Origin of the sequence: Amycolatopsis nivea, assembly GCF_004522235.1 — a bacterium.
In the GTDB taxonomy this organism is placed as follows: Bacteria; Actinomycetota; Actinomycetes; order Mycobacteriales; family Pseudonocardiaceae; genus Amycolatopsis; species Amycolatopsis nivea.
This window is the reverse complement of the sequence record NZ_SDLT01000019.1, coordinates 1-23,327: the sequence shown is the minus strand read 5'-3', so window position 1 is coordinate 23,327 and position 23,327 is coordinate 1. Positions and strand designations below refer to the sequence as shown.

15 protein-coding genes are annotated in these 23,327 nt (G+C 71.9%); 8 read left to right on the top strand and 7 right to left on the bottom strand.

Features of this window, described 5'->3' with window-relative positions:
• Positions 1-151: 151 nt before the first annotated feature.
• From EIZ44_RS22410 to EIZ44_RS22385, 6 genes are read right to left on the bottom strand one after another with little or no spacing between them, the layout of a single operon-like run.
• Positions 152-739, bottom strand: a complete 588-nt coding sequence (locus tag EIZ44_RS22410) for a response regulator transcription factor (RefSeq protein ID WP_037813048.1) — start codon at positions 737-739, stop codon at positions 152-154.
• Positions 736-2,061 carry an MFS transporter gene (locus EIZ44_RS22405; RefSeq protein ID WP_037813046.1) on the bottom strand — a complete coding sequence of 442 codons (1,326 nt, stop codon included), beginning with the start codon at positions 2,059-2,061 and terminating at the stop codon, positions 736-738. The genes EIZ44_RS22410 and EIZ44_RS22405 overlap by 4 nt, the downstream gene beginning before the upstream one ends.
• Before the next feature lie 5 nt (positions 2,062-2,066).
• The gene (locus EIZ44_RS22400; protein WP_134730988.1) at positions 2,067-6,410 is read right to left on the bottom strand and encodes a non-ribosomal peptide synthetase; all 4,344 of its coding nucleotides are present in this window, start codon (positions 6,408-6,410) and stop codon (positions 2,067-2,069) included.
• Positions 6,407-9,568: a non-ribosomal peptide synthetase gene (locus EIZ44_RS22395; protein ID WP_134730986.1), complete on the bottom strand. Its 3,162-nt coding sequence runs from the start codon at positions 9,566-9,568 to the stop codon at positions 6,407-6,409. The genes EIZ44_RS22400 and EIZ44_RS22395 overlap by 4 nt, the downstream gene beginning before the upstream one ends.
• Positions 9,565-10,275, bottom strand: coding sequence for a DUF6875 domain-containing protein (locus tag EIZ44_RS22390; RefSeq protein ID WP_037813042.1), 711 nt, complete (start codon positions 10,273-10,275; stop codon positions 9,565-9,567). Before EIZ44_RS22390 ends, EIZ44_RS22395 begins: the two co-directional genes overlap by 4 nt.
• On the bottom strand, positions 10,275-11,639 hold the full coding sequence (locus EIZ44_RS22385; RefSeq protein ID WP_205669841.1) for an FAD-dependent oxidoreductase: 1,365 nt from the start codon (positions 11,637-11,639) through the stop codon (positions 10,275-10,277). Before EIZ44_RS22385 ends, EIZ44_RS22390 begins: the two co-directional genes overlap by 1 nt.
• Positions 11,640-12,153: 514 nt before the next feature.
• Here EIZ44_RS22385 and EIZ44_RS22380 point away from each other — a divergent pair.
• From EIZ44_RS22380 to EIZ44_RS22350, 7 genes are all read left to right on the top strand, one after another.
• A complete protein-coding gene (locus EIZ44_RS22380) occupies positions 12,154-14,709 on the top strand; it encodes a helix-turn-helix transcriptional regulator (RefSeq protein WP_134730984.1) in 2,556 nt (851 codons plus the stop codon).
• A 116-nt stretch (positions 14,710-14,825) separates the two neighbouring features.
• On the top strand, positions 14,826-15,569 hold the full coding sequence (locus EIZ44_RS22375; protein ID WP_167754241.1) for an HAD family hydrolase: 744 nt from the start codon (positions 14,826-14,828) through the stop codon (positions 15,567-15,569).
• An 824-nt stretch (positions 15,570-16,393) separates the two neighbouring features.
• Positions 16,394-17,215 (top strand): IclR family transcriptional regulator, encoded by an 822-nt coding sequence (locus tag EIZ44_RS22370; protein WP_134730982.1) that lies wholly within the window; start codon positions 16,394-16,396, stop codon positions 17,213-17,215.
• 491 nt (positions 17,216-17,706) lie between these two features.
• Positions 17,707-18,504: a universal stress protein gene (locus EIZ44_RS22365; protein ID WP_134730980.1), complete on the top strand. Its 798-nt coding sequence runs from the start codon at positions 17,707-17,709 to the stop codon at positions 18,502-18,504.
• 167 nt (positions 18,505-18,671) lie between these two features.
• Positions 18,672-18,896, top strand: a complete 225-nt coding sequence (locus EIZ44_RS22360; RefSeq protein WP_439098614.1) for a universal stress protein — start codon at positions 18,672-18,674, stop codon at positions 18,894-18,896.
• Positions 18,897-19,291: 395 nt separating this feature from the next.
• Positions 19,292-21,004 carry a GAF domain-containing protein gene (locus tag EIZ44_RS22355; RefSeq protein ID WP_134730976.1) on the top strand — a complete coding sequence of 571 codons (1,713 nt, stop codon included), beginning with the start codon at positions 19,292-19,294 and terminating at the stop codon, positions 21,002-21,004.
• A gap of 82 nt (positions 21,005-21,086) precedes the next feature.
• Positions 21,087-21,740 (top strand): response regulator, encoded by a 654-nt coding sequence (locus EIZ44_RS22350; protein WP_037813034.1) that lies wholly within the window; start codon positions 21,087-21,089, stop codon positions 21,738-21,740.
• Here EIZ44_RS22350 and EIZ44_RS22345 read toward each other — a convergent pair.
• On the bottom strand, positions 21,737-22,717 hold the full coding sequence (locus tag EIZ44_RS22345; protein ID WP_134662279.1) for an Acg family FMN-binding oxidoreductase: 981 nt from the start codon (positions 22,715-22,717) through the stop codon (positions 21,737-21,739). The genes EIZ44_RS22350 and EIZ44_RS22345 overlap by 4 nt on opposite strands.
• Positions 22,718-22,848: 131 nt before the next feature.
• Between EIZ44_RS22345 and EIZ44_RS22340 the strand changes: the two genes are divergently transcribed.
• On the top strand, positions 22,849-23,327 hold a 479-nt coding region (locus EIZ44_RS22340; protein WP_134730974.1), incomplete at its 3' end, for a GAF domain-containing protein.

Here is a 23,327-nt window from a genome sequence, read left to right as displayed (position 1 = left end):
GTGCTGCCGTGCTGCCGTGCTGCCGTGCTGCCGTGCTGCCGTGCTGCCGTGCTGCCCAGACCGGCCAGCGCGCGGCGGACAGCAGGCGGCGGACAGCGGAAAATCAAGCGGCCAGCCGCCACCAAGCACCAGCGCCGCCCCGGCACAACCCCTAAATCAGCCCCTCCCGCAACGCGAACGCCACCGCATGCGCCCGGTTCCGCAGCCGCAGCCGGTGGGTGATGTCGTGCACGATCGTCGTCACCGTGCGTGCCGAATAGGCCAGCGCGGAAGCGATCTCGGCAGTCTCATGCCCATCAGCCACCATCCGCAAGACATCGCGTTCCCGCGCGTCCAAAGTCGGCGCGGCAGGTACCGCCTGCCGGGCATCGAACAGGTCGCTCAGCAAATCCGGCGGCATCGTCCCGTGGCCGGTCGCCGCCGCGCGTACTGCGGAGACCAGCGTTTGTTCGCACGCCTGTTCCCGCCGCAGCACCCCGCAAGCACCCGCTTCGATCGCGCGCGCCGCGCGGGGCGCGTCGACTTTGCCGGTCACCACCAGGACGGTCGCGTTGCGTTCCTTGGCCGTCCGGATCGCCTCGACGGCCGCGTCGTCGACCTCGTCGACTGCCAGCACCGCGACCCCGCCGTCGGTGTCGGTGAATTCGCCGCGGCCGTAGAGCGCGCTTTCCAAGCCGGCGCGCAGGAACGGGTCGGCGGCGAGGACGCGCACCGGGACGGTTCGTTCGAGGGTGGTCATTTTCCGCTTTCCTCTCGGCTCGCCGCCACCGCGACGGGTTCTTCCAGCAGATCCGGCAGGTCCTCGACCCGCCGCAGCGAGGGGCGTGCGGCCAGGCAGCCCAGCACGACCAGCAGCAGTCCGGCGAGCAGGAACATCAGTGCCATGCCGCGGCCGGGGCCGGTGCCGATCAGGTGGCCGACCGAGCCCGCCAGTGCTCCGTCGGGGCGCATGAGCGGTTCGAACACGTCGTCGGCGAGCGGGCCGGCGACGAGGTACGCGACCGGGCTCGCGGCCTGCGACACCGCCCGCGAGGTCGCCATGACCTTGCCGAGGTTCGCCGGGTCGACCTTGCTCTGCAGCACGGTCTGCGCGGTGCCGGTGATCACCGGCAGGGTGAACAGGAAGAACGGCCCGATCGCGATCACCAGCGCCAGCGACGGCGCCAGCGCGTGGACGGCCAGCGCGATCCCGCCGAACGCCATGAACGCGGCGATCCCGCGCATCCGCTTCTTCGGGCCGCCCCAGACGCCCATCACCAGGCTTCCGGCGAACAGCCCGCAGCCGCCCGCGAACACCTGGAAACCGAGTCCGGCGGGGCTGGCGAAGGACAGCACCAGCGGCCGCACGAGCGTCCCGGCGATGCCGAAGCAGAAGTAGAACCCGGCCAGCACGCCGAGCAGGCCGGTCAGCCCGGGACGGCGGCGCAGTTCCTCCCATCCCGCCGGGACCTGCCGCCAGATCGACGGGCCGCCCGGCTCGGGGGCGGCGGTGCGCACGGCGGCCCCGGGCAGCGGGACCAGCGCGACGACCAGCAGCGACGCGGCGAACGTCACGAGGTCGATCAGCACCACCCCGCGCAAGCCGGTGAGCGCCAGCAGCGTCCCGGCGACGACCGGTGCGGCGATCTGCGCGCTGAACACCACCTGGGACAGCCCGTTCGCCCGGCTGAGGTGCTGTTTCGGCACCAGCAGCGGGATCATCGCGCTGAAGGTGACCTGCTGCAAGGTCCCGCACATCGCGGTCAGCGCGGTCACGACGTACACGTGCCAGGTCTGCAACTGGTCCGCGTCGATCAGCAACGCCAGCGCGCCGACCGAAACGAGCGCGACGCAGTCCGCGGCGACGAGGATCCGGCGGCGGTGCCACCGGTCGGCAAGCGCGCCCGCGAACGGCGCGACCAGCAGCGCCGGGATCGCACCGGACAGCATGATCATCGCGAACTGCGTGGCCGATCCTGACCGTTCGTAGGTCCAGACGCCGAGCACGAACCCGGTCAGCGCGGAGCCGACGATCGAGACCAGCTGGGCCGACCAGAGGAGGACGAATCCCCGCGTTCCCATCGTGGTCAACGGTGCTCCTTTCGGGTGGCGGGAAGGTGCCCGATCCGGACGTAATGCGCCAGATACCGTTGCAGCAGAACGCGATCCGCGGCCGGGCACACCAGCCCGCCCGCCGCGACCACGACCTCGGTGTGCGAGCAGTCGAAGACCGTCCGCCGGGGCGGCGACGTCCGTTCGATCATCGCCGTGATCGCGCTCAGCGCCGGGTCCGCCGTCTCCGCGGCGGCCGACGCCAGCGCGGTGTGCCAGTCCTCGAACGGGATCGCCTCGATCGGGTAGCCGAATTCGCGCAATCCCGCGACGACCTCGCCGAACCGCATCGTGCGCTGGTTGTGGAAGTGGAAATCGCTGCCGTATCCGGTGCGCCGCCGCGAAAGGTGGCCGATGGCGGCGGCGACGTGGTCGACCGGCGCCATGTCCTCTTCGATGTCGAAGTCCTCCGCTGGCGCGGAGCCGAGCAGTACCAGGCAGCGCAGCAGGTTCGCGAACCGGTCGCCGAGCGGGCCGATGCCGGTCCGGCTGTGCCCGGTCACTCGCGCCGGGCGGTGGACGCTCACCGGCAGGCCGCGTTCGCGTGCGGCTCGGGCCAGCCGGTCGGCGGCCCATTTGCTCTGTTCGTAACCGCGGTCCAGTCCGGCGGGGTCGTCGGGCGGGATGTCCTCGGTGATCACCGCGTCGCGGTCCAGCGGGTAGACGCCCAGCGAAGACACCAGGTGCACGGGGGTGCCGCCGCGGCAAGCGAGCCGCAGCAATTCGATGGTGCCGAGCACGTTGCCGGGCCGCAGTTGCGCATACGGGCGCAGGAAATTCGCTTCGCCGCCGCAATGGAAGATGACGTCGAGGTCCGCAGCGACTGCGTCCAGGTCCGCTGAGGACAAACCCAGCCGCGGGGCACCGAGGTCGCCCGGGACAGCGATGATCCGGGGACGGAAACGCTCGTCCCACAGCAGGTGGTCCCGCAGGACCTGCTCGATCCGGGCAGCGCCTTCGGCGGCGTCGGCGGCCCGGACCAGGCAGCGCACCACGACGTCGCTGTGCCGCAGCAGATCCGAGAGCAGGTGCGGGCCCAGGAACCCGGACGCTCCGGTCAGCAGGGCGATCCGCGGGGCCATCGCGCGCTGGATCTCGGCCTCGGCCTGCGCGGGACTGCGGCGCGCGTCGATGTCGGCGGGCAGCACGGCGTCCGCGAGCACCTCGGCGAGGCGGTCGTCCTCGCGGTAGCCGGGAGCGCGGACGGCGTCGGCGAAGGCGGCGAGGGTGCTGGCTTCGAAGAGGGTCCGCATCGGGACCTCGACGTCCAGTTCCGCGCGGACCTTCGCCATCAGCGTCCCGGCCAGCAGGGAATGCCCGCCGCGCAGGAAGAAGTCGTCGTCGCGGCCGATGCGCTCGACGTCCAGCACCGCGGCCCAGATCGCGGCGAGCCGTTGCTCCAGTTCGCCTTCGGGTTCAGTGAACGCGGACGTCGTGGCGTCGGTCGGTTCGGGCAGTGCGCGGTGGTCGACCTTGCCGTGCGCGTTGAGCGGCAACGCCGGAAGCACCGCGAAGGCGTCCGGGACCAGGTAGCCGGGAAGCGCGGCGCGGAGCGTGGAGCGGACGGCCAGCGGATCGACGTCTCCTACGAGGTAGGCGACCAGCCGGTCCGCGCGGGCGGTGACCAGGACATCTTGGACGCCGGGGTGGCGTCGGCAGGCCGCTTCGACCTCGGCCGGTTCGATGCGGTGGCCGCGGACTTTCAGCTGCCGGTCCACGCGCCCGAGGAATTCCAGCCGTCCTTCGCCGTCGAGGCGGGCTAGGTCGCCGGTGCGGTACATGCGTGCGCCGGGCACTGGGGAGAACGGGTCCGGAACGAACTTCTCCGCAGTCGCGCCGGGCCGGTCCCGGTAGCCGCGGGCGGGAGCGTCGCCGCCGATGCAGAGTTCGCCGGGGACACCGGGCAGCACCGGACGCAGCCGGTCGTCGACAACGTAGGCGCGGACGTGGGGAAGCGGATCGCCGATCGGCAGCTGCACCCGGCCGTCGAGTTCGCCGGCGTCGAAGGTGAGGTAGCTGGTCGCGCAAACGGTTGCTTCGGTGGGGCCGTAGTGATTGTGCAGTTCGACGCGGCCGTCGGTGAGCGCTGCCCACGTCTGCACCACGGTCGTCGGGACGGCTTCCCCGCCGACCATCATCGTCCGCAGTGGACAGTCGAACACGGTGTTTTCCGCGGCCAGCTCGGCCACCCACTTCTGCCACAGCGCGGACGCGGCGTCGACCATGGTGATCTCGCGCTCGCGGCAGAGCCGGACGAGGCCGGGGCCGGTGAGCGACGCCGGGTCGCGCCAGGGCAGGACTGCCGCGCCGGAGACCAGCGCGGGGAAGATGTCGCCCGCGGCGGCGTCGAAGGTCAGCGGCGGGATCATCAGCACCCGTTCGCCGGGCCCGAATCCGTGCAGCTTCCGGAAGGATTCGGCCAGTTCGGCGAGCGCGCCATGGCATACCGCGACCGGTTTCGCGGCTCCGGTCGAGCCGGAGGTGTAGATGACGTAGGCGAGGTCGTCCGGTCCCAGCGAGAGTTCCGGCGCGGCACCTCCGGGCAGCCGGTCGGGGTGCAGCACCGGGCCGGCGAACGCGAGGTCGTGGTCGGTGAGCAGGGCGGCCGGAGCGGCGTCGGCCAGGAGTTCGGCCAGCCGTGCGGGCGGATGTCCGGGGTCGAGCGGCAGGTACGCGGCACCGGCCAGGAGGACGCCGAGCAGGCCGGTGATCGCGCCCGTGGACAGGCCGAGCGCGACGACGTCTCCGCGCCGGACGCCGGAAGCGTGCAAGGCCGCGGCGATGCGGCGGGCACGGGAAACCAGTTCGGCGTAGGTGAGGCTCTCGTCGTCCTCGACCGCGATGGCGTCCGGGGTCAGCGCGGCTTGCCGGGTGATGCGCGTGGTGACCAGGGTTCCGTCGGAGACCACCGGCGGGGCCGGATGACCGCCGTTGCGCAGCCGGATCCGGTCCGCGGCGGGCAGGGCGTCCACTGTGGACACTGGCGCGTCCGGGGCGGCGAGCATGGCCTGCAGCAGGTGTTCGTACTGGTCGGCGAACCGGGCGACGGTGGCGGCGTCGAACAGGTCGGTCGCGTAGTCGAGTCGTCCTTCGATGCCGTCGGGAGTGGTCGCGAGCGCGAGGGTCAGGTCGAAGCGCGCGGTGGTCACCGGGAGGTCGAGCCAGTCCGCGCGGATGCCGGGCAGGTCGAGCCCGGCCCCGGCCGAGTTGAGCACGAACATCACCTGGAACACCGGGTTGTGGCTGAGATCGCGGGCCGGCCGCAGGTCTCGCGCAACCCGTTCCCACGGATAGCTCTGGTGCTCCAGCGCGCCGACGCAGGCGTCCTGCACCTGCGCGAGCACCTCGGCGACGGTCGGATCGCCGGCCAGCCGGGTCCGGACGGCGACGGTGTTGGCGAACATCCCGACGCACTGTTCGATCCCCGGCACCGTCTCGTCGCGCATCGGCATGCCGACCACCACGTCGTCCTGACCGGCGTGCCGGGCGAGCAGCAGCACGTACGCGGTCAGCAGGACGGTGTTGACGGTGACGCCGTGCCGGTGGCAGAAGGCGGTGAGGTCGGTGGACAGGCGGAAGGAATGACCGTTGCCGCGGAAGGATTCGGCGGGCGGACGCGGACGGTCGGTCGGCAGTTCCAGCAGCGCCGGGGCGTCGTGGAGTTGTTCGCGCCAGTACTGCTCGCCCGCGTCCAGCGGTTTGGTCGCCTGCCAGGCCGCGTAGTCGCCGTACCGCACGGGCGGCGTGGGCAGGGCCGGAGCGTTCGCCGGATAGAGCGCGGACAGTTCGCGCAGCAGGATCCCGACGGACGCGGCATCGGCGACGATGTGGTGCAGCGTCAGCACGAACAGGTGCACGTCGTCGGCGAGAGCGACCAGCAGGCCGCGCACCAGCGGTGGGCTGGTCAGGTCGAAAGGCCGGGCTCGTTCGGCGGCGAGCACCTGATCCGCGTCGTCCGGCGCCCCGCGGAGGTCCACATAGGACAGTTCTGGTGCGGTTCCGGGCAGCGCCGGGATCTGCACCGGCTCGCCGTCGGCTTCGGCGAACCCGGCTCGCAGCGCCTCGTGCCGGTCGACGACGGCGGCCAGTGCCCGGCGCAGCGCCTCGACGTCGAGCGCGCCGGTGAGCCGCCAGGACTGGGAGATCGTGTACACGCCGTCGCTCGCGCCGAGCCGGTCGAGGAACCACAGCTGCCGTTGCGCGGGCAGCAGCGGAACCGGGGCGTCGCCGGTCCGGCGGGGGATCGAGCCGGTCGCGGCGCCGAGGCCGTCGCGCGCGGCCAGCAGCTGGAACAGCCGCTCTCGCTCGTCGTGCGTCATCGATGCGCTCCTGGAGGGGAATCGGCGTGGAGGAGGGCGAGAACCTCGTCGTCGGGCAGTGCGGCGATCCGTTCCCGCAGGAGCGCGATCTCGTCGGTGACCCCGGGTCCGGACTCGACGGCCCGCAGCGCCGCGGCGAAGGCGGCGATCGTGCGAGCGGCGAACAGCGTCCGCAGGCCGACGCTGGACTGGAAGTGCTCGCGCACCTTCGCCAGCAGCCGCGCGGCGAGCAGCGAATGGCCGCCGAGGTGGAAGAAATCGTCGTGCACCCCGAGGTCCTCGACGGCGAGCACCTCCCGCCACAGCCTGGCCAGTTCCCGTTCGACGGCGTCGCGCGGTGCGACCCGGTCCGTTTCGCGGGATTCCCAGACGGGTTCCGGCAGCGCGGTGCGGTCGGTTTTGCCGTTCTTGGTCAGCGGCAGCGCGGGGAGGAACACGGCGGTCTGCGGCACCAGGTACGCGGGCAGTTGCCCGGAGAGCCGTTCGCGCAGCGGTGCCCATTCGGCGTCCTCGGACACGACGTAGGCGACCAGCCGCACGTCGTCCGGGCCTGCCGGGCGGGCCAGCACGACGGCGTCGGAGACCTTCGGATCGGCGCGCAGCCGGGCTTCGATCTCGCCGAGTTCGATGCGCAGGCCGCGGATTTTCACCTGGTGGTCGGTGCGGCCGAGGAACTCCAGCGTTCCGTCGGCGCGCCGCCGCGCGAGGTCGCCGGTGGCGTAGAGGCGGCTTCCGTCGGCGGCGAACGGGTCCGGGACGAACCGTTCCGCGGTCAGGCCGGGACGGCTGCGGTAACCGCGGCTGATCCCCGCGCCGCCGACGAAAATCTCTCCCGCGACGCCTGGCGGGACCGGGTTCAGCCCGCCGTCCAGCACGTGCAGCCGGGTGTTCGGCAGCGGCGGGCCCAACGGCACGACCGGGCTGGCGCTGGTCACCGTGCCCGCCGCGACGATCATCGTGACTTCCGTGGGGCCGTACAGGTTCCAGACCCGGCCGTCGGACAGCGCGTCGACGAGTTCCCGGTCGAGCGCCTCCCCGCCGCACAGCCGTTCGCGCACGTTCGCGGGCACGCCGCCGGACGCGAGCAGCATCCGCCAGCGCGTCGGCGTGGCCTGGAGGATCGTCGCGCCGCAGTCCGCCAGCCGCCGTGCCAGCGCGACCGGTTCGGCGGAGTCTTCGGTGCTGATCACCGCGACTGTGCCGCCGCGGATCAGCGGGATCAGCAGTTCCCGCACCGACATGTCGAACGCCAGCGTGGTGACCGACGCCCAGACGTCGTCCTCGGTCACGCCGAGCCGGTCGGCGAAGCCGGTGAGCAGGTTGACCACGCCGCGGTGCGGCACGGCGACGCCCTTGGGCCGTCCGGTCGAGCCGGAGGTGTAGATGAGGTACGCCAGGTCGGCCGGGTTGTGCACCACGTCCGGCGCGGTGTCCGGCTCGGCATAGTCCAGGTCGACGTCCAGCACGGTCTCGAAGCGGGGCAGCCGTCCCGCATTTTCGCGGTCGACGACGGCGATCCGGACGCCGGCCTCCTCGACGACGTAAGCGTGCCGTTCCAGCGGCCATTCCGGATCGAGCGGGACGTACGCGCCGCCGGCCTTCCAGACCGCCAGCAGTGCGACCACCATCTCGGCGGAGCGGCGGACGCAGAGCCCCACCGGGACGTCCGGGCCGACGCCGCGGCGGCGCAGGGTGTGCGCGAGCCGGTTCGCCCGGACGTCCAGTTCGCGGTAGGTCAGCGAACCGGCGATCGCCACCGCTGAACCGCGATCCCGGACGTGCGGCGCGATCAGGTCCAGCGCGGTCGCTGCGGGCAGCGGACGCGTGATGCCGCTGTCGAGGGCCGCGCGGCGTTGTGCGTTGTCCAGCAGGGAGACCGCGCCGATCTGCTGCGCGGGGTCGACGGTGACGGAGGTGAGGAAGGTGCACAGGTGCTCGGCGAAGCGGGCGATGGTGGCTTTGCCGAACAGGTCGGTGCGGTATTCGAGGTATCCGTGCAGGCAGTGGCCTTCGTCGCGGACGCCGAGCATCAGGTCGAGCTTCGCGGTGCCGGTGTGCGGACCGGCGAAGTCGGTGACGGTCAGCCCGGTCAGCTGCGGCAACGCGCCGTCGCCGTGCCCGTTGAAGCCGACCTGGTAGATCGGCGAATGCCCGAGGCTGCGTTCCGGACGGACGGCCTCGACCACGCGCTCGAACGGGATTTCGGCGCCGCCGAGCGCGTCGACCAACGCGTCGCAAACGTCGAGGAGCAGCTCGGCGAAAGTCGGGTCGTCGGCGGTCGAGATCCGGACCGGGACGGTGTTGACGAAGAAGCCGATCAGCCGTTCGCAGTCGACCTGCGAGCGTTGCCCGACGACGGTGCCGACCACGACGTCGTCCTGGCCGCTGTACCGGGCGAGAAGCGCGTGGTAAGCGGCCAGCACGGTCATGAAAACCGTTGCACCAGCGGTATCCGCGAGCGTGCGGATGGCCTCGGTGAGCGCGGGCGGGAACTGGAACTCGTGGATGCCGCCCGCGTAGGTCGCGGTGGCGGGCCGGGGACGGTCGGTCGGCAGGGTGATCAGCTCCGGCGCGCCGCGGAGTCGGTCCGCCCACTCCTGCAGCAGCTCGACGCCTTCCGGACCGTCGAGGTGTTCTCGTTGCCATCGCACGAAATCCGCGTACTGCATCGGCAGCGGCGGCAGGTCCGGCTCCGCGCCAGAAAGTTCGGCGCGGTAGCTCTCCGCCAGCTCGTCGAGCAGCAGGGAGACTGACCAGCCGTCGGCGATCGCGTGGTGCAGGGTGACGACCAGAACGTGCTGGTCCTCGGCCTGGCGCAGGAGCAGGACCCGGGCGAGCGGCCCGGCGGTCAGGTCGAACGGGGTGCGGATCTCCGCCGAGGCCGCCTTTTCGAGCGAGTCCTCGCCGACCGCGCGAACCTCGAACGAGAAGCCGTTCTCGGTGACGACCTGCTCCGGAACACCGTCGTTCTCCCGGAAAACCGTCCGCAGCGCGGCGTGCCGCTCCGCGATCGCGGCGAAAGCGCGGCGCAGGGCCTCGACGTCGAGCGGTCCGGAAAGCCGCAGCACGGTGGGCACGTGGTAGACCGGCGAGCCGGGGTCGAGCCGGTCGAGGAACCACAGCCGTTCCTGGCCGGGCGAGCACGGGAAGACGTTCACGGCGCCCCGATTCCGGCCTGGTCGGCCTCGGTTTCGTCCAGTTCGCGGGACAGCCGGTCGTGCTCCACCAGTTCCCGCAGCTGGACCGGCACCTGGTCGCCGAACAGCCGCAGGTACGCGCGCGCCTGGTCCGGATCGGCGCGCAGGAACGGGTAGTCGGTCGGCACCATGTGCCGCACCACCAGCATCGGCACTGGGCTGCGCAGCGGGCGGAACGCGGGATTCCACAGCCCGCCCTTGTCCGGCGGGCCGTTGTGGAACTCGCCGATCATCAGGCCCTCGGCGACGTACTCCGACTTCAGCGCGTGCTGCACGGTGTCGACCACACCGGAGCGGTCGTCCGGCGGCGCGTCCGGGAACAGCAGCAGGATCGTGGTCAGCTGCGCGCTCGGGTGCCCGCGCGGCGCGAGTTCGAGGAACCAGTCCCGGTAGCGGTGCAGGGTTTCGGTGAGCCGCGGGCCCGCCGCCGGGACGCCCGGTTCGACGGCGAGGTAGAACCGGCCGCGCTCGAGCGACGGCTGCGCGAACGGGCAGACGTTGCCGGCGCGGCCGAGGTCGGGATGCGGGCCGGACAGGTAGCCGCGGCCCCAGTCGAAGATCGCCCGCAGGTGGATCTCGTACCGCAGCAGGCGTTCGGGCAGCGCGAGCGGGTCGAGGTCGTGCCGCTCCACCAGGACGCGGCCGGGATCGGTCGGATGGATGAGCATCAGCTTCGGTCTCCAGGCGAGTGCGGTCCGGCGCCCCGTCCGCGGGCGAGGGCGCCGCCGGTCAAGGCGAGGGCGAGCGCCGCGGCACCGGTGCCCCAGGCCAGCGCGGCGTGCTGGCGCCGGGCACGGCGCAAGGCGTCGGCGTACGGGATCGTGGTGTGCGAAACCATGGTGTAGAGCGGCATCCAGCGTTTCGGGAAGGCGCGGCTGAGCACCAGATCCGCCTTCTTGCGGGCCAGGAACAGCGGCGAGGCGACCCGGGAGCGCAGCTCGTCGAAGTTCTCCTCGGAAAGGTCCGCGAGGACGTCGGTGTGCGGTTTGCGGCGTCGTTCGAAGGTGCGCAGGGCTTCGGCCCAGTCGTCGTCGGCGAGGCATTCGCGCAGCACCGCGCAGTCCTCGAGCGCCGAGTTCATGCCCTGGCCGTAGAAGGGGTACACGGCGTGGGCGGCGTCGCCGATCAGCACCACGCGGCCCTCGTGCTGCCACGGCGAACTCCGGACGGTCACCAGATGTCCGGTCGGATGCGAGAGGAACTGCTCGACGATGTCGGGCACCAGCCGTCGCACGTCGGGGAAGCGGGTGTCGAACAGCGCCCGCACCGATTTCTCGGTGGTGAGCGTGGCGAAGCTCTGCTCGCCGGACAGCGGGAGGAACACGGTCGCGGTGAGTGAACCGTTGACATTGGGGTGGGCGACGATCAGCCCGTCGTCGCCCGGCCAGACGTGCAGGGCGTCCGGACTGCTGCGCATCGCGCCGGATGGGCCCGCGGCGATCGCGAACTCCTTGTAGCCCCAGGGCAGGACGCGCTGCCGGAAGTCGGCGGGCAGGCCGCGCAGCAGCCGGGTGCGCACGGCGGAGAACGCGCCGTCCGCGCCGACGACGAGGTCCGCGGAGGCGTGGTATGGACCACTGTCGCCGGCGAAAGTGCAGACGGGTTCCGCGGTCGCCGATCCGCGGTCGAGATCGGTGAGGGTGACTCCGAAGCGCGCGCGGACGTTCGGGTACTCCAAGGCTTTCGCGAGCAGGATGCGGTTGAGGTCGTCGCGCAGCACCGAGCGCAGGATCTGGTCCTCGTGGCTGCCGTAGGGCTGGAAATCCAGCTCGCCGTCGCGCTGGTGGATCACCCGCCCGCGCATCGGGGCGGCCGCGGCCAGCACCGGGCCGAGCAGCCCGACCTGGTCCAGCGCCCGGATTCCGCGCTGGGAAAGGCCGAGGTTGATCGACCGGCCCGCGCCCGCGCCCGCCGCGCGCGGATCCGGCCTGCGCTCGTGGATCTCCACCTGGTGCCCGAGCTGCGCGAAGTGGATCGCGGCGAGCGAACCGGCCAGCCCGGCCCCGGCCACCAGAACCCGTTTGGCGTTCATTCCGGCCGCCGCCGATCCGCGTGAGGGCAATTGTGCCGTCGCCGTTCGGAGCGCTTTTCCGTTGAGCGGTTATTCGCGGCCGGACGCGCAATTCGGCCGATCGGAGCAGCATTGCCCGCACTTCCCCGGGAGTGCTCACCAGTGGTGATCCGGAAGAACTCCGGAGTAATCGCGGGCAACGCGTGTCCGGTCGGCTGCGGAAAGTGTTCGGACCATTTCGGTAACGTTTCGCCGGGGCGGTCCGATCGACCGCCCGGCCTTCGTCCCGGTCGCGGTAAACGCCCAGGTCCGCTGCTGCTCACCGATCCTCCTGCGAGATTCGTCGCCGGCCGGGCGCGCGGCCGAGGTTCTCCCTGTTGGCCGATAGCCCGGGCCGGGGTGCGGGCACTAACCTGTTCCCGCTTGCCCGGCAGATTTACCGGGGTTTGTTCCGGGCTCAAATAAACCGCAAGATATCGGGTGCCAGCATCCGTAGAATTACCGCAATTCGCTGGTCGGGCGAAGGGGGAGAAGCATGGTCGAGAAGGAGTTTGTCGGCCGGGCGGCGGAACTGGCCGCGTGCCTGGACCGCGCGGCCGCGGTGACCGTGGTGGAAGGACGGCCGGGGATCGGGAAAACCCGGCTGCTGGCCGAAGTCGCCCGGCGGGCGCCGGATCCGGTGTGCGCGGTGCCCGGGGGCGCGCCGGAGTTCTCCCGCCGCCTGGCGCACGCGCTCGGCCCGGAATCGCTGGTGGTGGTGGACGACGCGCAATGGGCCGACGAAGCTTCGCTGCGGCTGTTGATGTCGCTGGTCGCGAGACCGGGGAACGACCGGCGGCTCGTGCTGTCGGTCCGCGACGGCCAGCGGCAGCCCACGCTGACCCGGCTGCTGCATTCCGAGCGCGTCCCCGCCCGGTACGTGACGCTGCCCGCGTTCACCGACGCCGAGGTCGCCCGCCTCTTGCCGGGGCACGACGACGTCGAACGGGCGCGGATCGCCGCGGCGGCCGAGCGCATCCCGCTGTACCTGTTGCTGCTGGCCGATTTGCCGCCGCACGAGTGGCCGGGCCACGACGACAGCCCGGCCGCCGAAGACCGGCCGATGCTGCCGGCGGAACGGGTGCTGTTCGCCGAGGTGTCGGCGCTGCCGGAGGCGGAACGGCTGGTCGTCCAAGCCGCGGCGTGCGGCGGCGCGACCCTCGACGCGGATCTGGTCCAGGCGATGACTGTGCTGCCCCGGGCCGAGGTCGGCCACGCGATCGAACGGCTGCTGTGCCGGGGCGTGCTGGCGGGCGGAGCCGCGGGGCTGCGGTTCCGGCACCCGCTGGTCCGCGCCGCCGCCGCGCGGCTCGCCGGACGCGGCTGGGCGGCGGGCGCGCACCACCGGGCGGCGGCCTACCTGCGCGAACTCGACGCGCCGCTCACCTTGCGCGCGTATCACCTCGAGAAGTCCTTGTACCGCCACGATCTGGTGGCGGTCGGCGAACTGGCGTCGGCGGGGGAGGAGGTGCTCGGCACCGATCCCGCGGCGTGCGCCCGCTGGCTCGGCGCGGCGGTGGCGAACCTGCCGGAACGGATGCGCGGCGGGCACGAGCACTGCCGCCTGTCCGTCCTGCGCGCCGAAGCGCTGCTGGCGTCCGGGCAACCGGCCGCGGCCCGTGCGTTGCTGGTGGCGTTGCCGGAGTCGGCCCCGGTGCTGGCGTTGCTGTCCCGGTGCGAGCACGCCCTCGGCCGCACTCGCCGCGCGCGCTCGATCGCCGAGGCCGCGATCGCCGCGTCGGGCCAGGCTGACGCGCGGGCCCACCTTGAACTGGCACATCTGGAATTGCTGGACGGCGACGCTGTCGGCGCGCAGCAGCGGCTCCGTCGGACGGCGGCGGATCCGAGCGCGGGGCCCGCGGTGCAGGCCGCGATCGCGGCGCTCGCTGCCATCGGGCTGGCCTGCGCCGGGCGGACCGCCGAGGCCAGGCACGCCCAGCAGACCGCCGCCGACGGGTTCGACCTGCTCGACGACAGCGAACTGCGTTCGGTCCTCTACACCGTGCCCGCGCTGTGCTGGGCCTCGTGCTTCCTCGACGACGACCGGCGCGCGATCGCCCTGCTGGACCGGGCGCTGCAGCTCAGCACGCCTGGGCTGAGGCAGGGCCTGCCGTTCCTGTACTCGGTGCGCGGTTACGTGCTGTGGAAACTGGGGCGGCTTGCCGAGGCGGCGGAAGCCGCTGCCGAAGCGGAAACCGCGGCGACCAGCTTCGGCCATGACGACGTCGTGCCGATAGCCGCCGCGATCCAGCTGCGGGTGGTGCTCGCTACCGGAGACCGGTCTGCGGCCGAGCAACAATGGCGCACGGTGGAGAAAATGCCGCGGCCGACTGTCGCGTGGTGGCGGCGGACGGTGGAGCACATCCTCGCCGAAGCGGGTCTCGACCTCGGCATGTTCCACGGCGCGGTCGAGCAGCCGGCGGAGCGGACAGCGAATCCGTTGCTGGTAGCCAGATTGGCGCAGGACTGCCGAGTTGCCCTCGCGGAGGGAACGGCTGCGGAGGCGCGCCGACGAGCGGCTGAGGCAATGGAACGGGCTGCGGCCACTGGATTGAAGAGCGACCTCGGCCTCGCGTTGCTGGCACGAGCGACGGTGGCAGCGGCCGAGAACGAGCTCGCTGCTGCGTTGACGGACGCTTCCGCGGCGGCCGTCGCGTTCGGCCGGGCGGCGATGGTGCTGCATCGCGGTCGGGCAGTGCTGTTGGTCGCGGAAGTGCTGGGACGACAGGGAAACTTCGACGCCGCGACTCAGCGGATCGGCGAGGCGCGGGAAGTGTTCCAGAGCGCGGGGGCGAGCGCGTTGCTGCGTGAGACGACAAAAGTGCAGCGACGATTGGCCGGACGGCGAAAACTGGAGTCGCCGCCGGGCGGTCGGGCGCTTTCGCGGCGGGAACGGCAAGTGGCGGAAATGGTGGTGCGCGGGTTGACGACGAAGGAAATCGCGGCCGAGCTGTTCTTGAGCCCGCGCACCGTGGACGCACATGTGGCGCGGGTGCTGAACAAACTCGACCTGACCACCCGCGCCGGGATCGCCCGCCGGTTGATCAGCTGACGCTCGTCGCGGGCCGGGGTGTCCCGGGCCGTGGAACAAGCTGCGCTGCCCGGACGCGCGCCGTTGTACCGTCAGCCCGGACAATCGGTGAACGCGCGCGCGGAAGGACTGTTTTCGTGGCTGCGAAGAATCGGTGCGGCAGGAACCCCGCGGCGAAATACGCCATTCTGGACTTGGACGGGACCCTGCTGCCCGGGCACACTTCGCGGCATTACCTGCGGGCCCTCCTCGACGACGGCGCCTGCGACCGGCAAGCGGGCTTGTCCTGCCTGGAAGCCATCGCGCAGTACGCGGCCGCGGAGAAAGCGCCGCCGGGGCTCCTGGACGAGATCTACCGGCTGTACGCGCTCGCGTTGAAAGGCGCGTCGGTCGCACAGGCCCGGTTCGCGGCGGAGAAAACCTGGCGGGCGCGCCGGGGCATGCTGTTTTCCTTTGTCCCGGAACTGCTTTCCCTGCTGCGGGCGAGCGGCTGCCGGATCCATTTGTTGTCGGGCAACCACGATTTCCCGGTCCAGGAGGCGGCTTTCGACCTAGGCTTGTCCGGCGGACACGGTGCCGTCGTGGAGGTAGCCGACGGCCGGTTCACCGGACGCCTGCTGTCCGCTCCCGGTGCGGCCGGCGGCAAACTCGCCTTCGTGCGCTGTCTCGCCGAAGCGACCGGATTCGACGCGGAGAACTCCCTGGCGATCGGGAATTCGGCCTCGGACGCCGAAGTCTTTTCGTGCGTGGGCAAGGCGCTGGCTTTTGAGCCGGACGCGGAGCTTCGGCGGCTTGCTGCCGGGCGGTCGTGGCATGTTGTTGACCGGCGGACGATCCTGCGGGTGTGCGCGCGGCTGACCGCCCGGGCGACGGCTGCGTGAGGGAAACGCACTTCCCGGTCCGGAACGGAAACCCGACGGTGCGTCAAGACCCTGTTCCGCGGTCTGGAACATTGCTCTGCGTCCACGTTTAGTCGCTCACTGGCTACTGAGTGCTGGTATTGTCGTCCGGCGGAGGAGCGGCGGTCGCCCGAAACGGGATCGGCCGGTTCTCCCGCGACCGGCACGGACGGCGCCACCCTCGCCGTCGTGGCCGGTCCGGTCGATCGTCGCTCCGGAACTGGCGCCGCCCGCCGACCGCGGGCTCCCGGGTCGCGGGCGACGGCGGCGCTGCCCGGAGTCCGCCGACGCGCTCCGGCGGAAACGCGGGACTGCCGGGAATATTCTCGGCCCTGGCCGATTGTTCGCCGGGATTTCCGCGCGGTCTTTCGCCCTGGTTCTCCGACGGACGAAAAGCGGTGGGAAGCAATTGTCACGGCGTGCGACCACGACGGCGCGGAAACCCGGGACGGCGACGCAGCGTGACCGGCCGCGACCGGTTCCGGGGACGGACTTGTCGCACGACGAGGCGGGCGGGCCAGCGCGCTGCGCCACTGGGGCGATCTCTTTCAGTGAACGGGTGCGACCGGTTGTGCCGGACGCGGCACTGGGCAAGCATGAAGGCGCGAGAGCAGGACTGTCTCGGGAAAGACGTGGGTGGCGAACGAATCGGGCGGCGGCGAGGCGCGGCGCCGCCCGGGAACGGCGGAGGCGCGAGGACCGCGCGGGGCGGCGGTCGCGCGGCCTCGCCTGGCGCACGCGGGTAGGAACTCCGCGCGGGCACGAGAGAGATTTTCGCGGATTCGGTGGAGGTTTCGGTCGTGACTATGAGCGACGACAACGGGCGGTGGGCTTGCCCGAGCGTGGTGCCGCGCAGGCCGATTCCCCGGGCGCTTTCGATCCTGGGCGCGATCCGGGATTCGGGAGGGATCGAAACGCTGAGCGAGATTTCGCGGTCGACGCGGCTGCCGAAAAGCACGGTGCACCGGCTTCTCGCCGAGATGCAGGGATACGGAATGGTCGTGCGGGCGGGATACCATTACCGGCACGGGGAAGCCGTGTGCCGCCTCGCCAGACCCGGTTCGACACAGGAACTGCAACGGCTGCGCCGAGGCATTCTCCCGTCCCTGATCGACATCCACTGGCGCACCGGCTACCTGGTCGGGCTCGGCGTGGCCAGCGGAAATGTCGTCGATTTCGTGCATTTGATCTACAGCAGCGGGTATTGCTCGCTGGCCGAGCGCATCGAAAACGATTCGCAGCTCGCCGGAAGCGCGGCGGGACGCGTCCTGATGGCGTTCGACCCGGGTCTCGCCGCGCGGTTCGCGGTCTTCGCCGGCTACCGCGGCGAGGACGAGAACGGCGGCGGTCTCCCGGCGTGGCTGAGCGCGGAACTGCGCGAGATCAGGCAGCGCGAGGTGTCGTTCAACCCGCGCGTCCCCGGCGCGCTGCTCGCCGCGGCGGTACCGGTGTTCAACGTGACCGGGACGGCAGTGGCCGCGCTGAGCGTGGCGGCCCCGCGCCGGGTGTTCAATTCGCGGGAAGCGCATTCGTCGCTGCAGGCGACCCGGATGACCGCGCAGCGCATCCTCCGCGAAACGGTGGCGGCTGATTGGCGGAGCGCGAAATCCGGCCGTCCGGTGGAATAGCCCGGCTGTCGGAGACGTCCGGAAGGCGGAACGTTTCCCGGGGAACGGCGCAATTTCGCTCCGGTGCCGCTCTGCCTTGCCTGCTGCCGGAGAAGGCGGAACAGTCCGGCAATCCCGCTGTGCCGCGCGCACTTCCGTTCCGGCCTTTGCTGATCGGGTCTCGCGCGGAGAGTTCCCGTTCGAGGCAGGCACTTTCGCTGCGAGGTCGCCTGATCGGCGCAGTCGCGGCCAGCGTGCCGAACCCGCGCGGAGGGCCGCAGCGCCTTTCGCACCGGGACCAAAGTCTCCTGCGTCGCGGACGTCCGCCCGCAGTGGCGCCGGGGCGCGGCGGCCTAGCGTCGGCGGCGAGGAACCGGACGGAGGAGGCATGTGATGGAGGAGCGGAGGGCCCCGTTGCCAGGGGCTGCCCGCCGGTCGCCCACCGGACGCGGCAAGCACGGTGCCGCGATCTGCCCGCGAACACGGGAGAAGGAGAACCGGGAGCCACGACGGTGAGGCGACCGGTGGTCGTCGGCGCCGACGGCTCGACGGCGGCGCTCGCGGCGGTCCGCTGGGCGGCGGTCGAGGCCGGGCGGCGCGGCACCGGGCTGGTCGCGTTCCACGCCGAACTGTGCGACGACCCGGACCTGCTGCCGCACGGCAAACCGCCCGGCGACGCCGAACTGCTGATGGAACCCGCGCGCCGGTTGTTGCGGCAGGCGGCGGAAACCGCTCGCCAGGCCGCCCCCGCGGTCCCGGTGCGCATGTGCGTCCGGCTGGGAACGGCCGCCGAATTGCTGGCCGCGCTGTCCGACGAAGCCGGACTGCTCGCGCTGGGCGCGCACGGGCTCGGCGGGGCGCGCGGAGGAGCGATCGGGTCGGTGGCCCTGCGGGCAGCCGCGTCCGCGCGCTGTCCGGTGGTGGTCATCCGGGGCAGCGCGGCGGCGGACGGACCGGTGGTGGTCGGCCTCGACGACTCCGACGGCGGTGAGCGCGCACTCGCTTTCGCCTTCGACGCCGCGGTTTCGCGCGGCACCGGAATCGAAGCGGTCCACGCATGGCACGACGGCCGGGAAGGCGGGTTGCGGGAACAGGTGGCCGCGTGGTCTCGCAAACACCCCGTCGTGCCGGTCCGCATGCATGTCGTCCGGGTGCGCTCAGCGGCGCGGGCCCTGTCCGGGATTTCCGCCGGGGCACAGCTGATCGTCGCCGGAGCCCGAGCGAGCGGCCCACTGGCGGGCGGTCTGCTCGGTTCGACGGGGTATTGGCTGCTCGCCCACGCCGCCTGCCCGGTCGCGGTCGCCCGCTGACGAGTCCTCTATGGACGGTTGTACACCGGTCCGGCCGATGCCCATCCCGGCCAGAGCATCCGCGGGGTAGGCCCGGCCGCCGGAACAGCGCCGGGCAGATTCCGCTGGCCGCGGTGCACGCCTGAGCCGAAGCCGGGTGCGACGCGATCGAACGCACCGCGCGCCCGGTGCCGGAATGGGGAGCCCGCCGCCAGCCGGTCGGGAAACGGCTGCTCGACGGCTGGCAGGAGAAGCACGGCCGGAAGCTGGTCCGCGACCGGCCGCGGCAGGTGCTGCTCGACGAGTCGGAGCGGGCGCCGCTGCGTGGCCGGAGCGGGTTCGCCGGGATGCTGCTCGGGTCGACCAGCCAGGCACTGCTCCACCACTCCTCGTGCCCGGAAGCACGGCGCTGACCGTTCCCGCGAATATCTGGCGAAAGGACAACAAACCGGAAAGCCCGTCCGGAGCACCCGGAAATCCCGTGTCCGATGATCAGGAATTCCGCCGGAAGAACCATTCCGCTGATCTTCGCGCCAGCCCGCCCGCGCCGCTCGGCCTAGCGGCGCGGCACCCGATTCCGCCGGACAGCCAAGGGAAAGGCAACGAGCGGACCAACCCCGCGAGTATCGCTTTTCCGTTGCGATTCCCTCGCAACGAGACCGTCCGGAACGCCCGTTTTCCCGGGCAACGCCGAAAATCGCGGCGGCGCCCTTTTTCGCGTGCTTGACGGCCCGTCGCACGAGCCGCGAGACTGAATTCCCAGTGGCGCCGCGGACGGGACGCGGGGGCCGGACGGGCAGGAGCCGCGGTGAACCAGCGGGACACACCCGAACACGAGCGGCTGACGTTCCCCGATCAGCCGAGGATGGAGCTGGACCAGCTTCTCGGCGAGCTGGTGGAACGCGCCCAGGAGGTCATCAGCACGCAGGGCAGGCTGCGCGGGCTGCTGCGCGCGACCCAGTCCATCACCGGCAGCCTCGCGCTGCCCGCGCTGCTGCGCCGCCTCGTGGAGTCCGCGTGCGAACTGGTCGGGGCGCGGTACGCGGCGCTGGGCGTGATCGGGCCGGACGGGCAGCTGACCGAGTTCGTGCACACCGGGATGGATCCCGAGTCGGTCGCGCGGATCGGCCGGCTGCCCGAGGGCAAGGGCCTGCTCGGCGTGGTGGTCGAGGACTCGCGCCCGGTGCGGCTGGACCGGCTGCAGGACGATCCCCGGTCGACCGGGTTCCCCGAGGGGCATCCGCCGATGACGAGCTTCCTCGGCGTCCCGGTCCGGGTGCGCGGCGAGGTTTTCGGCGACCTCTACCTCGCCGACTCCGAACAGGGCCGGTTCACCGAGGAGGACGAGCAGCTGGCGCTCGCGCTCGCCGCGGCGGCGGGCAGTGCGATCGAGAACGCGCGGCTGTACGAGACCGCGCGCAACCAGCAGGAATGGCTGCGCGCGTCCGCCGCCGTGACCAGGGAGTTGCTGTCGGCGGATCTCGGCGATCCGCTGGGCCGCGTCGTGGATTACGCGCGGGCGCTCGCGTCCGCGGACCTGGTTTCGGTGACCCGTCCGGCGGAACGGGAGGGCTACCTCTTCGTCGAACGCGCGGTCGGGGCGGGAGCGGAGCAGCTGGCCGGACGGGAGCTGCTCACCGAGTCCACTGTGGCCGGCACGGTGTTCGCCCGCGGCGAGCCGAGGATCGCGTCGTGGCCGGACGAGCTGTCCCAGCTCTCGGCGCCGTCCGTGCTGAGCTTGAATCTCGATTCGGTGATGCTGGTGCCGCTCGCCGGGAACGGGACGGTGGCCGGGGTGCTGACCGTCTCCCGGCTGGCCGGCCGCCCGGCGTTCACCTCCGACGACCTGGAGATCGCGGCTTGGTTCGCTGACCAGGCGGCGGTGGCTCTCGAACTGGCGCGGGCGCGGGCCGAACGCGAGGACGCCGCGCTGCACGACGAACGCGACCGGATCGCCGCGCGGCTGCACAGCGAGATCCTGAACCGGCTCTACGCCACCGCGCTGTCGCTGCAGACCACGGCCGGGCTCGCCAAATCGGCGGTGGTCGCGACCCGGCTGCGCGAGACGATCGCCGACCTGGACGACGTGATCAACCACGTGCAGCAGACCGTGTTCCGCCTCGACGACGTCCTGCCGCCCGCACCGGAACCGGTCCGCGACCAGGTGCTGCGGGTGCTGGCGCGGGCCCGCGAGGAATGGGGGGCTGGCGGTGTCCACGCAGCTGACCGGGAAGCTCGACGCGGTGCACGCGGACGTCGTGGTGCCGCTGCTGTCCGACGCGCTGCGGCTGATCGCCCAGCACACCTCGGCCGAAGCGGTGGAGGTCGAGATCCAGGCGGAGCCGGCGCGGACGACGGTGACCGTCCGGTACGAGGGCGCGGGCGACGTCGCGGTGTCCGCCGCGCCTGGCCTGGCCGCGCTGGCGGAGCGGGCGAGCCGTCGCGGCGGGACCCTGACCGTGGCGGGCGGCTCGCGGCTGAGCTGGTCCGTGCCGGTGAAAACGCGGCCGCCTGCCGGTGATTGAGGACTTTCGGTACCGCCGGAGCGCGCCGGCGCGCCGTACTCTCGACGCACGAACGGACCCGATGTGGGAGAAGGACCGATGCTGCGGGTTTTCCTGGTGGACGATCACGAGGTGGTCCGGCGCGGGGTCGCCGACCTGCTGGAGGAGGACCCGGAGATCGCCGTGGTCGGCCAGGCGGGCGACGTCGCGCAGGCCCTGGCCCGGATCCCGGCGCTGCGGCCGGACGTCGCGGTGCTCGACGTGCGGCTGCCCGACGGCAACGGCATCGAACTGGCCCGCGAGCTGCGGTCGACCTCGCCGGACCTCAAATGCCTGATGCTCACGTCCTACACCGACGAGCAGGCGATGCTCGACGCCGTGCTGGCCGGTGCCGCCGGGTACGTCATCAAGGACATCAAGGGCCTCGACCTGATCTCGGCGGTCCGGGACGTCGGAGCGGGCAAGTCGCTGCTGGACGCGCATGCGGCGGCCGCGCTGATGGCGAAACTGCGCGACAGCGCGGAAAAACAGCGGGGGCCGCTGTCGCGACTGTCCGAACAGGAACGCACACTGCTCGCGCTGATCGGGGAGGGGCTGACGAACCGGCAGATCTCCGAGCGGATGTTCCTGGCGGAGAAAACGGTGAAGAACTACGTGTCTCGATTGCTGACGAAGCTCGGGATGGAGCGGCGCACGCAGGCGGCGGTGCTGGCGACGGAGTTGCGGGGCCGCCCGCATCGGCCGGGCGGTTAGACGTTGAGCCGGGAGGGAGTGACGAGGACGTCTTCCAGCGCCCGGCGCGGGGTTCGCGGGACGGGCGCGCCGTAACCGAGGCGGAGCACGATCTGCGGCCAGAGCCCGCCGCCGAGCAGGTCGCGGAGGCGGGCGCGGATCGCGGGCACTTCGACCGGCTGGGAGATGAACGAGGCGTCGATCCCGAGCGCGGTGGCGGTGAGCAGGACGCGTTGCATGGCTTGCCCGGCGCGGAGCCGGTCGATCGCCAGGTCGGCGAACGTCCCGACCACGACGACCAGCGGCGCGGCGCCCGGTGCGCGCGAACCGCCGCCGTAATCGCGCAGGACCCAGGTGTCGTCCGCGGTGACGGCCCCTCCGGCGGCGAACGGCACGCCGTCGCGCCGGTCGCGCCCGCGTCCGGTCCAGCGCTGCCATTCGGACCGGAACGCCGGGTCCTCGGTCTGGAGCCGGTGGCTTTCGCGGATCAGCTCCTTGAGCCCGGCGAGCTGGTCCTCGTCGAGCCGCGGCAGCCAGGCGTGCTCGACCTCGGCCGCGTGCCGCAGGGTGCCCAGCGCTCCGGCCGGAACGGGTTTGGCGGTGAACGGCGTGCGGTTCGTGTGCCGGAACGGGATGGCTTCGGCCAGGGAATCGAGCTTCCGGTCGGTCGCGGCGACGGCCCTCGGGCGCACGAGGGCGAGCAGGTCGGGATTGCCGCGCCGGGGGAAGTAGCTGGTGGCGGGCTGGACTCCGGTCGCGTGGATCGCGGCGCGCAGGTTGAACAGCGCGGCTCCGCAGGAAAGCAGCAGCTCGCGCCGGTCGGGGTCGGCGACGGACAGGGCGCGGTCGGGGTCGGCGTGCACCTCGATGCCGGTCGGGCGGACGCTGAACAGCCAGGGCTGGGTGTTGTGCGTCGACGGCGCGAGGATGGCGCTGAGCAGCACCGACGCCACCTGTTCGGCGCTGAGCAGGCCGGACGGCGCCACCTGAAGGGTCATCCTTCTCCCCGGGACCGCGAAACGCGGGACACTGTGTCGTGCGTAGTCGCTTCAGCATGCGTCCGCCGGACGGGGGCGCACAGGGGCGAAAGTCATCTGTCTGAGGACGCCGAGCGCCGAAAGCAGGTCTGATGCCGGAAACGCCCCGGAAGCTGTCGGGAACCTTGTCGCAGCTGCGGTTGCGGGAGACGTTGCGCGATCTGCAGGAGCGGATCGAGCTGTTGATCGGCACCCGGGACAAAATGGACGGCCTGCTCGAGGCGGTGCTGGCGGTCGCGTCGGGACTGGAGCTGGACGCGACGCTGCGCCGGATCGTGCAGGCCGCGGTGGAACTCGGCGAGGCCCATTACGGCGCGCTGGGCGTGCTGGGCGACGACGGCACGCTGGCCGAGTTCGTGTACCTCGGCATCGACGCGGAGACCCGGCAGCGGATCGGGCATCTTCCGGAGGGGCACGGACTGCTGGGGCTGGTGATCGACGACGCGAAGCCGTTGCGGCTGACGGAGATTTCGGCGCATCCGGCGTCGGTGGGGTTCCCGGCGAACCATCCGCCGATGCACTCGTTCCTCGGGGTTCCGGTGCGGGTCCGCGAGGAAGTCTTCGGGAATCT